General features: G+C 64.0%; 10 protein-coding genes. All 10 read left to right on the top strand.

Annotation, left to right across the window (positions count from 1 at the left end):
• Positions 1-2: 2 nt before the first annotated feature.
• The 10 genes from NBH09_RS06585 (at position 3) to selB (ending at position 12,580) form a co-directional block, all read left to right on the top strand.
• Positions 3-1,562, top strand: coding sequence for a hydrogenase 4 subunit F (locus NBH09_RS06585; protein ID WP_250787412.1), 1,560 nt, complete (start codon positions 3-5; stop codon positions 1,560-1,562).
• 3 nt (positions 1,563-1,565) lie between these two features.
• Positions 1,566-3,338, top strand: a complete 1,773-nt coding sequence (locus NBH09_RS06590; RefSeq protein WP_022095197.1) for a hydrogenase large subunit — start codon at positions 1,566-1,568, stop codon at positions 3,336-3,338.
• Position 3,339: 1 nt separating this feature from the next.
• Complete coding sequence (locus NBH09_RS06595; protein WP_195239662.1) at positions 3,340-4,056, top strand: formate hydrogenlyase complex iron-sulfur subunit; 717 nt, start codon at positions 3,340-3,342, stop codon at positions 4,054-4,056.
• Positions 4,057-4,058: 2 nt separating this feature from the next.
• Entirely contained in the window at positions 4,059-4,841 is a 783-nt protein-coding gene (locus tag NBH09_RS06600; protein WP_250787413.1) for an NADH-quinone oxidoreductase subunit B family protein, read from the top strand.
• Positions 4,842-5,423 carry a formate hydrogenlyase maturation HycH family protein gene (locus NBH09_RS06605; RefSeq protein ID WP_250787415.1) on the top strand — a complete coding sequence of 194 codons (582 nt, stop codon included), beginning with the start codon at positions 4,842-4,844 and terminating at the stop codon, positions 5,421-5,423. It abuts the gene before it with no gap.
• Positions 5,423-5,926: a hydrogenase maturation peptidase HycI gene (gene hycI / locus NBH09_RS06610; protein ID WP_250787416.1), complete on the top strand. Its 504-nt coding sequence runs from the start codon at positions 5,423-5,425 to the stop codon at positions 5,924-5,926. The genes NBH09_RS06605 and hycI overlap by 1 nt, the downstream gene beginning before the upstream one ends.
• 39 nt (positions 5,927-5,965) lie before the next feature.
• Complete coding sequence (locus NBH09_RS06615) at positions 5,966-6,805, top strand: formate/nitrite transporter family protein (RefSeq protein ID WP_250787417.1); 840 nt, start codon at positions 5,966-5,968, stop codon at positions 6,803-6,805.
• 159 nt (positions 6,806-6,964) lie between these two features.
• Positions 6,965-9,082, top strand: coding sequence for a molybdopterin-containing oxidoreductase family protein (locus NBH09_RS06620; protein ID WP_250787420.1), 2,118 nt, complete (start codon positions 6,965-6,967; stop codon positions 9,080-9,082).
• Between the two features lie 76 nt (positions 9,083-9,158).
• Positions 9,159-10,616, top strand: coding sequence for an L-seryl-tRNA(Sec) selenium transferase (gene selA / locus NBH09_RS06625; protein WP_250787422.1), 1,458 nt, complete (start codon positions 9,159-9,161; stop codon positions 10,614-10,616).
• A complete protein-coding gene (gene selB / locus NBH09_RS06630) occupies positions 10,613-12,580 on the top strand; it encodes a selenocysteine-specific translation elongation factor (RefSeq protein ID WP_250787425.1) in 1,968 nt (655 codons plus the stop codon). Before selA ends, selB begins: the two co-directional genes overlap by 4 nt.
• Positions 12,581-13,147 lie beyond the last annotated feature (567 nt).

Raw genomic sequence — 13,147 nt, forward strand, 5'->3', positions numbered from 1 at the left:
CCATGGAAACGTTGATTCTCGCCCTGCTCGCGACTCCTTTGGTGTTCTCGCTGGTTATGGCGTTTTTGCCCAAGAACACGTCCTATAACGTGTTTGCCGGTCTCAACCTGGTCTCCGTCGCAGCCGTCCTGGTGCTGTCGATTATGACGGCCGGTGACGTCCTTATGAGCGGCGAAACCGCGAGCGCTCTTGGCCTGTGGTTCCACCTCGATTCGCTGGGCGCCATCTTTGTGCTGCTCATCGGCTTTATCGGTTTTCTTACGGGGCTGTTCTCGCTGCCCTATGTAAAGGCCGATATCGAGGAGGGCTCCATGCCCGCCGAGCGCGCCAAGCAGTATTTTGCACTGTTTAGTCTGTTCGTGTTTACCATGCTGCTCGCGTGCCTGTCCAACAACATGATCCTCACGTGGGCCGCCGTGGAAGCAACCACGCTTTCCACCGTGTTCCTGGTGGGTATCTACAAGAACAAGACGGCCCTCGAGGCTTCTTGGAAGTATGCGATGGTCTGCACCGCCGGCGTGGCCTTCGGCCTGTTCGGTACGCTGCTGATCTACGCCAACGCCGCCGACGTGATTCCCAACGCCCACGAGGCCGCATTCCTGTCGTGCGTGCTGCCGTATGCCGACCAGTTCGACCCGACGCTCATGCGCCTCGCCTTTGCGTTTATCGTGATCGGCTTTGGCACCAAGGCCGGCCTGTTCCCCATGCACACTTGGCTGCCCGATGCCCACTCCCAGGCCCCGAGCCCTGTCTCGGCCCTGCTCTCGGGCGTGCTGCTTAAGTGCGCCATGCTTGTGATCATGCGCTTCTACGGCTTTACTATCCAGGCCGTGGGCGCCGAGTATCCGCAGCTTTTGCTGTTGATCTTCGGCACGCTGTCCATTTTGGTGGCGGCACTTTCTATGTTCCGCCAGGACGACCTCAAGCGCCGCTTTGCGTATTCGTCTGTGGAGAACGTGGGCGTTATCGCCCTGTGCCTGGGTATCGGCGGCCCGCTGGGTATCGCCGCGGCCCTGCTGCACTGCGTGTTCCACGGCTTTACCAAGACGCTTGCCTTCTGCGTGTCCGGCAACATCCAGCACGCCTTTGGCACGCGTAGCCTGGCCAAGATCCAGGGCGTCGTCGAGGTTGCCCCCGCAACCGCCGCGCTCGCCGTCCTGGCGCTGCTCGGTCTTGGTGCCTTCCCGCCCTTTGGCATGTTTATCTCCGAGTTCCTGACTTTTGTCGCCGGTGTTACCGCCGGTCCCATGTGGCTGGTCGTCGTGGTCGCCCTCGGTCTTACCGTGGCCATCTCCGCGCTCACCCGCATCGCGCTCAAGTCGGTATTCGGCCATGCGCCCCAGGGCATGGGCAAGCATGAGGCCCCGGCGCTCATGCTTATCCCCGAAATCATCCTGGCTGTCATGATCTTGTGGTTTGGCATCGCCACCCCGCTGCCTCTCGTGCACGGTGTGGAGACCGCGACCGGCATCGTGCTCGAGCAGAGCACCGAGGAACTTCACGCGACGCCGATGTACCGCGCTGTGTTCGGTACCGAGACCGCTCAGAGCGAGGTGGAGTAACGAATGATTGAAACTGAGAACAAGGTGTATGCCCGTCGCTGCGAGAGCCATGTCGAGGCCCTGCGCCGCGCCGTTCCGGGCTGCATCGAGAAGGTCGAGTGGCAGTGCGAGGACCAGCTGACGATTACCGTCAAGCAGGACAAGCTGCCCGAGGCCGTCCACTACCTGTATTACGAGCGCTACGGCTGGATTCCCGTGATCATCGGCAACGATGAGCGCAGTCTGTGCGGCCGTTACGCCGTGTACTACGTCATCTCCATGGAGGGGGAGGACCCCGGCTGGGTGACCGTGCGTACCGAGGTCGATCCCGCCAAGATGACGTTCCCGTCCGTGACGCCGTTCGTCCCCGCCTGCGTTTGGGGCGAGCGCGAGCTTCGCGACATGTTCGGCCTGATTCCCGAGGGTCTGCCCGACCGTCGCCGCCTGGTGCTTCCCGACGATTGGCCCAGCGGCCTGTACCCGCTGCGCAAGGACTCCATGGACTACCGCTTCCGTCCCGCTCCCGCGAGCGACATGGAAAATTACGAGTTTTTGGCCGACACTAAGGGCAAGGAGACCACGCTCGTCCCCATGGGCCCGCTGCACATTACCTCCGATGAGCCCGGCCACTTCCGCCTGTTCGTCGAGGGCGAGACGATCGTCGACGCCGACTACCGTCTGTTCTACGTGCACCGCGGCATGGAGAAGGTCGCCGAGACGCGCCTGAACTATGACGCCGTGACGTTCCTCGCCGACCGCATCTGCGGCATCTGCGGCTGCGCCCACTCGGTGGCCTATGCCGAGGCCGTCGAGCGCGCCCAGGGCATTCATGTCCCGCCGCGCGCCCAGTACATCCGCGCTATCATGCTCGAGGTCGAGCGCCTGCACTCGCATCTGCTCAACATCGGCCTGGCGTCGCACTACACAGGCTTCGACTCCGGCTTCCAGCAGTTCTTCCGCGTCCGCGAGAAGTCCATGGACCTGGCCGAGAAGCTCTCCGGTCACCGCAAGACCTACGGCCTCAACGTGATCGGCGGCGTGCGTCGCGACATTTTGGCCGAGCAGAAGCTCTCCACGCTCACGACCATCCACCAGCTGCGCTCCGAGGTTCAGGAGCTCGTCGACGTCTTGCTCTCCACGCCCAACTTTATTGAGCGTACGAGTGGCATCGGCATCTTGGACCGCAAGATCGCACGCGACTTCTCGCCGGTCGGTCCGCTCATGCGTGGCTCGGGCTATGCCCGCGACGTGCGTTTTGACCATCCCTTCGACGGCTACGCCGATCCGGACGTTCAAAAGATGCACGCCGCCACGGCCGACACCTGCGATGCCTTCGGCCGTACCGCCGTTCGCATCCAGGAGGTCTACGATTCGATCGACATGATCGAGACCATGCTCGAGAACTGCCCGTCGGGCCCCATCCTCACCACGGATTGGGAGTACACCCCGCACAAGTACGCCATCGGCGCCACCGAGGCGCCGCGCGGCGAGGACGTGCACTGGGCCATGCTCGGCAACAACCAGAAGTGCTACCGCTGGCGCGCCAAGGCCGCCACGTACAGCAACTGGCCGGTCTTGCGCTACATGTTCCGCGGCAACACCGTGGGCGACGCGGCGCTGATCGTCGGCTCGCTCGACCCGTGCTACTCCTGCACCGACCGCGTGACGGTGACCGATGTCGCCGCCAAGCGCGACCACGTGCTCGACAAGGAGCAGTTCGAGAACGTCTGGCGCGACAAGTCGCCGCTTGCGGGCGAGGGCACCATGGCCGCTCCGCTCGATGAGGAGGCGCTCTAATATGCTGAAGCTTTGGAAGGTCAACGCCAAGGCCGGCGACGCGACGGTCAAGTACCCGTTTGCGCCGTTCCCCACCAACAAGGACATGCGCGGCAAGCCCGAGCACAACGCCGAGCTCTGCATCGCCTGCGGTGCCTGCGGCGTGGCGTGCCCGGCCGATGCCATTCGCATGGACACCGACCTTGCGGCCGATACCATCACCTGGTCGATCGACTACGGTCGCTGCATCTTCTGCGGCCGCTGCGAGGAGGCCTGCCCCATGGAGGCCATCAAGCTCACCGAGGAGTTTGAGCTGGCCGTCATGAGCAAGGACGACCTCACCAGCAAGAGCGTCTATACGCTCGAGCACTGCTCGCGTTGCGGCAAGCCGTTTGCCCCGCACAAGGAGATCGACTACGCTAAGCGCCTGCTGCAAAAGGCCGGCGGCATGGAGGCCGAGCAGGCTGCCCGTACCGTCGGTATGTGCCAGGAGTGCAAGCGCGAGCTCGACGCCCTGCGCGCCGCCTCGGCCGTAAAGACCGGCAACGCTGCTGGCATGGCTGCCAACGAGACGCTTGCGTCCGGCGAGCCCCAGGGCCCCGGCATGGAGTATCTGGGCGGCCACGGCGTGAACCCGGATTATATCGACCGCGAGCTCAACCCCGATGCGCCCGAGATTCCCGCCGGTCCTGCACCGGTCGAGGGCATCATCATGGATTTTGATACGAAGGAGGAGTAACCATGGCCGAACCCACGCTTTTGCCCGAGCGGCTTCAGTACCGCCCGACCAAGATCGAGCTCGACGAGAGCATCGAGAAGGCCAAGGCGACCCTTCTTAAGAAGATCAAGCGCTCGGTGTACGTCTACCGTGTTGACTGTGGCGGCTGCAACGGCTGCGAGATCGAGATCTTCGGTTCCATCACGCCCGTCTTCGATGTCGAGCGTTTTGGTATTAAGGTCGTCCCGTCGCCCCGTCACGCCGATGTGCTGCTGTACACCGGTGCCGTGACGCGTGCCATGCGCATGCCGGCCCTGCGCGCCTTTGAGGCCGCACCCGATCCCAAGATCGTGGTGTCCTATGGCGCGTGCGGCTGCACCGGCGGCATCTTCTACGACAACTACTGCGTCTGGGGCGGCACGGATAAGATTCTGCCGGTCGATGTCTACATCCCCGGCTGCCCGCCCAGCCCCGCGCAGACCATCTACGGCTTTGCCATGGCGCTCGGTCTGCTGGACCAAAAGCTCCATGCCGAGACCAAGGTGGAGGCCGCCGGCGAGCAGGCCGATATCCTGCACCCCGGCGTGCCGTACAAGCTGCGCGTTGCCATCGAGCGCGAGGCTCGCGCCATGAGCGGCTACCGTTACGGCCGCGACCTGGCCAACGAGTTTATGGATACGCTCGAGGGCGCGCCCAAGGGCGATATCCGCGGTGCCATGGCGCTGCTCATCGACAAGCAGGACGATCCGCGCCGCGTCGAGGTGTACTCGGCGCTGCAGGATCTGGTGCTGGCCGGAGGTCGCTAGATGGAGCTCACGGACCGCTCTGGTTACTTTGCGGGCCCCGGCATGCTCGGCGGCTCCTTTGGCGATGCCTCGCGCGCAAGCGACGAGGCCGCCGAGGGCGTCGCCGACCCCTGCCTGGGCCATGCGCCCGACCAGGTGGTCTTCTACGAGCTCACGCGTAAGTTTGTGGAGACCGAAGAAGACGTTCCCCAGGAGGCCTGCGACGTGCTGTACTACACGCTCGCCGTGGGCCACCACACTGGCGTGCTCGACTGCTTTGAGCCGCGCCTGTCGGTGCCGGTGGATGTCTTCTATTCGCTCGTCGACGCGCTGCCGGAGGGGGAGGCCAAAACCAAGTTTGAGGCCATCCGCTCCTTTGGCGAGTGCCAGCTCGACAAGGCGGCGGTGCCGTCGCTGCTCGAGGCCTGCGATGCGCTGCTCGACGAACGCGGTTTTCGTGGGTCGGCCAAGGCCGGCATCTCGGTGTTCGATAACGACTTTGGCCTGCATGCCCAGCAGGTCGCGTTCTTAATGAAGTTTCGCGATCTGGTTGAGCGCGTGCGCGATGTGTCGGGTGTGTATCTGACGGGAAGGTTGCAGTAATGGGTCGCGTTGTGGATGGTCGTGTGAACGGCGCCCCGTTTGCGGGTATCGTGCTCACGGCGGGAAGCGTGCTACGTGCCGACGATGCCGCCGGCCCCGTGCTCTCCAAAAAGATGGAGGACTCACCCATCGCCGGTTGGTACACCATCGACGGCGGCCAAACGCCCGAGGATGACATCATCGAGGTCAAGCGCGAGCGTCCGCCGCGCCTGGTGTTGGTCGATGCCGCTGACATGGCGCTGCCCGTCGGCGCCATCCGCCTGCTCGACAAACGCGACGTGGCCCGCAAGTCGATGTTCACCACGCATTCGCTCCCTTTGTCGATTCTGATCGAAGAGATTGAGCAATCGTGCGAAGATATCGTCTTCATAGGGATTCAGCCGGGTGATACGGAGTTCTATAACCCCATGTCCCCGGAGGTCTTTGACGCCGTCGACGCCGTGTACGACGCCGTGGCCGCCAACGACTTTTCCCACTTTGTTCGCTTGGGGCAGGAGCTATAGCAGCGCTTGCCTCTGCTGAATAGGAAAGAAGTGATTGACATGGCAGATTCCAAGGTGGAGTACCCCGCTCCCGATTGCCTGGCGCCCGCCGCGATCGAGGCCAAGACCGAGACCGCCGGCGTGACCAAGGCTAACCTGCCGGTCGCCAAGGCCTTTCTGTTGGCAATGTTCGCCGGTGCGTTTATCGCCTTCGGCGGCCTGTTCTTTACGGTGTTTTTGAGCGACAGCACGCTGGGCTGGGGCGCCCAGCGTGTCGTGGGCGGCCTGTGCTTTTGCCTGGGCCTGGTGCTCGTGCTGGTGTGCGGCGCCGAGCTGTTCACCGGTAATTCACTTATGGTCTGCGCGCTCAAGAGCAAAAAGATCACCCTGGTCCAGATGCTCAAGGCTTGGGTCGTCGTGTGGCTTGGTAATTTTGTCGGTGCCCTGTTCATCGTCTTTTTGGTGTACATGGCCGGCATTTACAAGCTCAACGGCGAGGCGGTCGCCAATTCCATGGTGAGTGTCGCCGCTGGCAAGGTGACGGTCGACTGGGTGACGATCTTCTTCCGCGGCATCCTGTGCAACATCTTTGTGTGCCTGGCCGTGTGGATCGGTACCGCTGGCAAGACCGTGGTCGATAAGGTTGTGGGCATTTTGCTGCCCATCGCCGCCTTTGTGGCCTGCGGTTTTGAGCACTGCGTTGCCAACATGTACTTTTTGCCCATGGGTGCCGTGATGCACGCGTGCGGCTATGGCGCCAAGGTCGCCGGCGCCGATGCGCTCAACGCTGCGGGCATTGCGTTTAACCTGTCCGCTGCCACGCTGGGCAACATCGTGGGCGGCGCGGTTCTGGTCGCGCTCGGCTACTGGTTTATCTATGCCAAGAAGTCCGAGGCGTAATAAGCCGAAATGACGTACGGGCCTCCCGAGGGGCGTTTGCCTTTTGGGAGGCTCTTCGTGTCTTGCTGCGGTAGATGCTGCGGGCTTTGCGTCGCGGCAGCTGGTGGCAGAGCTGTGGTGCGGTGGGGTTGAGCCCCTGAGCTGGAAGGAATAATCGAGATGGCATCGAGAACTATGCATGACGGTCGCTCCGTGGTGACGACATGCGGGGGATGCTATGCCGATTGCGCCTTTGCGGCACGCGTTGAGGACGGTCACGTGGTGGCCGAGTTGCCGGTGCCGGGACATCCGTGCGCGGCGCGTGCCCTGTGCGCCCGCGGGCGCCATCGCCTGGCAATGCCGTTTGACGAGCGCGACCGGATTTTGCACCCCATGCGCCGACGAGCTGATGGCTCGGGGTTCGATGTGATTTCGTGGGACGAGGCGTTTGCCCAGATTGCCGATCGTCTTTTGGGGATTGTTGACGAGCATGGGGCTCGTGCGCTGGGCATGACGCTCGGCGTTCCCTCGTTCGATCGCTACTGGGCCTATCGCCTTATGCATGCGCTGGGCTCGCCTAACGTGTACGGTGCCGATGGCGCCTGCGAGGTAAGCCGACTTACCGGTTGGGAGCACAGCCTGGGCTATAGTCCCGCCTCCGATCTGGCGCATACCGATTGCATCATGTACCTGGGGCGTTCCATCGTCGATTCGTCGACGATGGGGGCCGTCGATGCGCTCAACGATGCGCGCCGGCGCGGGGCGAAGATCATCGTGGTCGACCCCCGGCGCAGCGGCTCGGCTGCTATTGCCGATCGCTGGCTGCGCGTGCGCCCGGGCTGTGACCTGGCCTTGCTGCTGGGCATCGCCCACGTGCTGATTGCCGAGGACTTGTACGACCACGAGTTCGTGGATCGCTATACCACGGGTTTTGACGAGCTGGCGCAGGCGGCCCGTGCTTGGACGCCCGAGTGGGCCGAGTCGATGTGCGACGTGCCGGCCGCAGAGATTGTCGCCACGGCGCGCGATCTAGCTGCCGCCGCGCCTGCCGCCGTGGTGGATGCGGGCTTTCATGGCGGCATCGGTATCGCGTATGCCAATAGCACCCAGACCGCGCGCGCTATTTGCTTGGTCGATGTGCTGCTGGGCTGCATCGGGCATGAGGGCGGTGCGCTCAATCCGCCCACGCCGCTTGTGTTGGGCGATCTCGATCCCGCACGCTTTGCGACGCCGCCGGTGCCGCGCAGGCCCAAGCTGGGGTCCGAGCGTTATCCACTGGTCGATTCGGTGCGCGGCCTGTGCACGACCATCGGTCAGTCGATTCTTGCCGGCGATTTGCGTGGGCTCATCGTCTATGCCAGTAACCCTGGTGCGGGCTATGGCAATGCACAGGCTTGGTTGGGTATTTTGCAGCAGCTCGACTTGCTCGTGACGATTGACATTCGCTGGTCCGAGACGGCGCGCGCTTCCGACTTCGTGCTGCCCGACGTGACGTATCTGGAGGCCGACCGCGGTGTAGGCACGGTCGTGGGCGCTAACGATGCGCGCGTGTTCTACCGCAACGCCGTGCTGCCTGTGCAGCATGACGACACGCGTCCCGGTCGGGAGATTTTTACCGGTCTGGCGCAGGCGTGTGGCGTGGGCGAGTACTTCCAGTTTACGTCTGACGATCTGGCGGCTGCCCAGGTGGCGCCTTTTGGGATCGATCTGGACGAGTTCAAGGAGCACGGCTGGGCCGACACCGGCGTGGCGCTGCCGACGCGCACGGGCGAGCCGGTGATTCCGCTCGCCGGCGGCAAGATTGCGCTGGCAAGTGACGTATGGGAGCGAGCCGGCCTGGGGCGCGTGCCAGGCTGGATTGCGCCGATGGTGGAGCCCAGCCCGGGGATGTTTCGCCTCATTAGCGGCAATCGACCCTTTGAGTCACATACCTCGCGCAGACTCGCGGCGGCCGGTGCCGCCGAGGCTGGGTCGGACCTGGATGCCGTGCAGATGAATGCCGATGTCGCCGCTCGCATGGGTATCGCCGATGGTGAGGTCGTCGAGCTTGTGAGCGACATGGGCCGCGACCGCGTGCGCGTGGAGACGACGCCGTATCTGCATCCGGCGTGCATCTTCACCTCGGCCGCCCCCGGTGGGCGTTCGTTTGACGCCGATGCCGGTGGCGCTCAGGCCCTGGGCGTCGGGCCGCTCGACCACACACCGCTGCGCTGGGACCCGTTGACGGGTGCCGCGCTCACCCAGGAAAACGCCGTTCGCGTGGAAAAGATCACGGAGCACGAGGATAATAACGATTGATTGACTCAGCCGATCGAATTGGCTGATAGTTTGACGTTCGAACGATTGATTCACCTTTGGTTTTGAAAGGCCGCACATGAGCGATAGCCAGAACATGTCCGATGAGGTGCGCGCCCGCTTGCGCGCCATTCCCTCCGTCAACGAGCTGCTTGCCGAGTGGCCGGTGGTGAAGGCGGCGGGGGAGACCTGCGACGCGGTGGTGCATGCCGCCGTCACGGCCGAGCTCGACGAGGAGCGCGCCGCCATTCGCGCCGGCGCCGCCCCGCGCTCTAAGCGCGATCTGGCTTCGGCCATCGAGTGGCGTGCGCATCGCTCCGCGCTGCCAAGCCTGCGTCCCGCCGTCAACGCCACGGGTGTGGTTATCCATACCAACTTGGGCCGCGCCCCGCTCGCGGAGTCGGCGGCCAAGGCCGTGGCCGAGGTTGCGCGCGGGTACAGCACGCTCGAGTACAGCGTGGACACCTGCTCGCGCGGGTCGCGCAAGGAGCACGCTGCACAGCTGATTCGCTCTCTCACCGGTGCCGAGGACGCGCTTGTGGTCAACAACAACGCCGCCGCGGTGCTGCTGGTGCTGGCGACCCATGCCGCAGGCAAGGAGGTCATCGTCAGCCGCGGCGAGCTTGTCGAGATCGGCGGCAGCTTTCGCATTCCCGATGTCATGGCGGCTTCGGGCGCCAAACTCGTCGAGGTCGGCGCTACCAACCGCACGCACCTGACAGATTATGAGCAAGCCATCACGCCCGATACGGCGATGATCCTTAAGGTCCATCCTTCCAACTATCGCATCGAGGGCTTTCACGAGGAGGTGGGCTCTCGAGAGCTTGCGGCGCTTGCTCACAAGCATGGCCTGCTGTTCTACGAGGACCAGGGCTCGGGCGCGCTGTTGCCCGACGATATCTTGGTGCGCGGCGGCGAAGAAACCACGCCGGCTTCGGTTTCGGCGGGGCTCGATCTGGTGTCGTGCTCGGGCGATAAACTGCTCGGTGCAGCACAGGCGGGCATCATCATGGGTCGTCGCGATCTGGTCCAGGCTTGCGGGTCGCATCCGCTTATGCGTGCCCTGCGCCCGGACAAGCTCGCGCTGGCGGCGCTCGTGGGCACGCTGCGCATTTACATGGATGGGGCGGATGTGGCCCATCGCGAGGTACCGGTGCTCAATATGCTCACGCTTCCGCAGGCCCATCTGGAGCGTCGCGCACGCAAGTTGCGCGATCTGATGGTGGCGGGCCTCGATAAGGCGGGTTGCCCGTGCGCCGTTCAGGTGGAGATCGTCGAGGAGTCGTCGACTCCCGGCGGCGGCTCGCTGCCTACCGTCGAGCTGCCCACGATGTGCGTGGCCGTCTGCCCGGTCGACGGGCGCCTGTCCGTCGACGCGCTCAAGCGCTCGCTCGTCCAAGATCTCGACACGCCGGTCGTTACGCGCACTTCGCACGATCGCATCCTATTTGATGTGCGCACGCTCGTGGGCGACCGCGATATCGAGACGGCGGCATCGACGCTCGTAACGTGCGTCGAGAAGGCGGTTGCACGATGAGTGAGGTTCAGGCGCTGGTGGAGTGTCCCGTTATCGTTGGCACGGCGGGCCACGTCGACCACGGTAAGTCGGCACTGATTGAGGCTCTGACCGGCAAGAATCCCGACCGTCTGGAGGTTGAGCGCCGTCGCGGTATGACCGTGGAGCTGGGCTTTGGCGAGCTGGCGCTGCCGAGTGGCAAGATCGTTGGCCTGGTCGACGTGCCGGGCCACGCGCATTACTTGCGCGCCATGGTGCAGGGCGCCACGGGTATCGACGTGGCCGTGCTGGTGGTTTCGGCCGTCGAGGGCGTTATGCCGCAGACCCGCGAGCACGTGCATGTGCTGGAGCTGCTGGGCGTCACGCATATGGTGGTCGCGCTGACGATGTGCGACCTGGCCGATAGCGAAATGATTGAGCTGGCCGAGCTCGACGTGGACGATTTTCTTTCGGATACCGTGTTTGCGGACGCGCCGATGGTGCCTGTGTCGTCCAAGACCGGCGCGGGAATCGATGACCTGCTGGCTGCGCTCGACGAGCAGGTTGCCGCTTGCTGGGGTGCCTGCCGAGCCCGTGCCGAGCTCACCGATGCCGCACCGCGTCTGCCCATCGACCGCTGCTTTACGATCAAGGGTGCCGGCACCGTCGTGACGGGAACGCTGCATGATGCGCCGGTTGCGGTGGGCGATGAGCTCGTCGCGCTGCCGTCGCGCACGGCCTGCCGCGTACGCGGGATCCAAGTGCATGGCGACACGCAACGGGCGCTGCCCGGTCAGCGTGTGGCGCTCAACCTGGTTGGTGACGGCGTTGCTGCGCTCGATCGCGGTGAGATGCTCGGCGTGGAGGGTCGCTTTGGCCAGACGATGCGCTTTATGATGACGTTTACGTATTTGGGTCGCGAGGGAGCCAAGCCGCGTGTTCTCGAGTCGGGTGCGCGTGTGCACGTGATGGCGGGTACGGCCGAGGTCGTCGGTCGCATCATGTTCATGGAGGGCGAGGCCCCCATGGCGGTGGGCGAAACCCGTATTGTTCAGGTGCGCTTGGATAACTCGCTGCCGCTACGTGCCGGGGATCATGCCGTGGTGCTGTCCTATTCGCCCGTGATGCTTATTGGCGGCGGGCGCGTGCTGCTTTCTCGCTGCCGTCGCTCTCGCGAGCTTGCCGAAGGGGAGCGTGCGCTGTATGCGGCGCTCGAGGCCGGAGATGTTGAGGGCGCTGTGGATGCGTGGCTGGCGCTGCAAGCGCTGCCGGTTGCGGCTGCCGATGTTACCGCGGCGCTCGATCTTGTTGCCGGTGAGGCTGAGGCGGCGTTGCGCGAGTTGGTGGCGAGGGGCGCTGCTCGCGCGCTTGCTGGCTCGGATGGCTCGCTGTATGCAGATGCTTCCGTGCTCGACGCCGCGATGGATGCACTGGCGGCTACCCTGTCAGCCATGCATGCGGCGGCTCCCAAGGAGACGGGCTTTACGCCCGGCGCCGTTGCCCATGCTGCGTGGCCTGCCGCTGATGAAGCCGTTGCCGCGGCTCTGATTGCCGAGGGCTGCTCGCGTGGCGTGTGCGCCGCCGAGGGCGCCGAGGTATTCGATCCGCATTCGGCCGCCGCGGCGGCACGTGTGGTGCGAGAGGCTTGCGAGCAGATCGTCGCGCTGCTTGACGAGGCCGGCCTGGATGCACCGGCGCTTCCCGAGGTGGGCGAACAGCTGCAGCTCGGCCGCGACACCATGACGCGTGCCCTGCGCGAGCTTTCGCTTAACCGTTCGATCGTTAAGGTCGAGCGCGACGTTGCCCTGTCCGCTGCCGCCGAGGCCCATGCGCGTGAGCTCGTCGCCGCCGCCATTGAGGCAGCCGGCGGCGCTGCCACCACGAGCGTGCTGCGCGAGGCCCTGGGCGTGTCGCGCAAACGCGCCATCAGCATCTTGGAGCACCTGGATGCCGTGCGCTTTACGGTGCTCGACAAGGATGCCGGCGGCCTGCGCTCCCTGCGCTAGACCGGTCATACCGCCCCGCCCCCTTCAGTTGCGGTGAAATAGTTCCTGTTTTCCGGTTTAGATGCCTCTTCCAGGAACTATTCCACCGCAACTTTGAGGATGGCCAGCCGAAGCTGGCCATCTTGAGCCTTGAATCGGGCCGGTCGCCACGAAAGGGGCCTATCTACTACATTCAGTCGACTACCCTCAATCATTCCGAAATTCGCGAAATTAAAACCGCAGGTAGACGGCTTGCCGATTTTCTAAAAACACCTGTATAGTCGACCCATGCCGGTCGAACGTAGTAGATGGTCCGTTTTCGTGGCGCGGTGCCAAGTCAGTCTTTTTGGGACGGTGTGGATGATTTTTCTGGGACGGGGATTTAATAATCATTGAGTACCTAATGATTATTAAATCCCCGTCCCAGAAAAATCATCCTTTGATCCAGCTTGGGGCAGCTAAAAAAGCCCCATTACAGTTTGAGTCGTCCGAAAGGGCGGCTCTTTTCCGTTGCACGGCTATACGATTGAGCCGTACCGGTGGTCGCTGGCCGACCGCCCCGGACGGCCGTCAGCCCCTGCCCCGTAG

Origin of the sequence: Collinsella sp. BG-O-102 (assembly GCF_023656745.1) — a bacterium.
Classification (GTDB): domain Bacteria; phylum Actinomycetota; class Coriobacteriia; order Coriobacteriales; family Coriobacteriaceae; genus Collinsella.

Bases quoted from the DNA above. Each gene is read 5' to 3' on its own strand.
- NBH09_RS06585 (WP_250787412.1), top strand. From the start codon at position 3: ATGGAAACGTTGATTCTCGCCCTGCTCGCGACTCCTTTGGTGTTCTCG.
- NBH09_RS06590 (WP_022095197.1), top strand. From the start codon at position 1,566: ATGATTGAAACTGAGAACAAGGTGTATGCCCGTCGCTGCGAGAGCCAT.
- NBH09_RS06595 (WP_195239662.1), top strand. From the start codon at position 3,340: ATGCTGAAGCTTTGGAAGGTCAACGCCAAGGCCGGCGACGCGACGGTC.
- NBH09_RS06600 (WP_250787413.1), top strand. From the start codon at position 4,059: ATGGCCGAACCCACGCTTTTGCCCGAGCGGCTTCAGTACCGCCCGACC.
- NBH09_RS06605 (WP_250787415.1), top strand. From the start codon at position 4,842: ATGGAGCTCACGGACCGCTCTGGTTACTTTGCGGGCCCCGGCATGCTC.
- hycI (WP_250787416.1), top strand. From the start codon at position 5,423: ATGGGTCGCGTTGTGGATGGTCGTGTGAACGGCGCCCCGTTTGCGGGT.
- NBH09_RS06615 (WP_250787417.1), top strand. From the start codon at position 5,966: ATGGCAGATTCCAAGGTGGAGTACCCCGCTCCCGATTGCCTGGCGCCC.
- NBH09_RS06620 (WP_250787420.1), top strand. From the start codon at position 6,965: ATGGCATCGAGAACTATGCATGACGGTCGCTCCGTGGTGACGACATGC.
- selA (WP_250787422.1), top strand. From the start codon at position 9,159: ATGAGCGATAGCCAGAACATGTCCGATGAGGTGCGCGCCCGCTTGCGC.
- selB (WP_250787425.1), top strand. From the start codon at position 10,613: ATGAGTGAGGTTCAGGCGCTGGTGGAGTGTCCCGTTATCGTTGGCACG.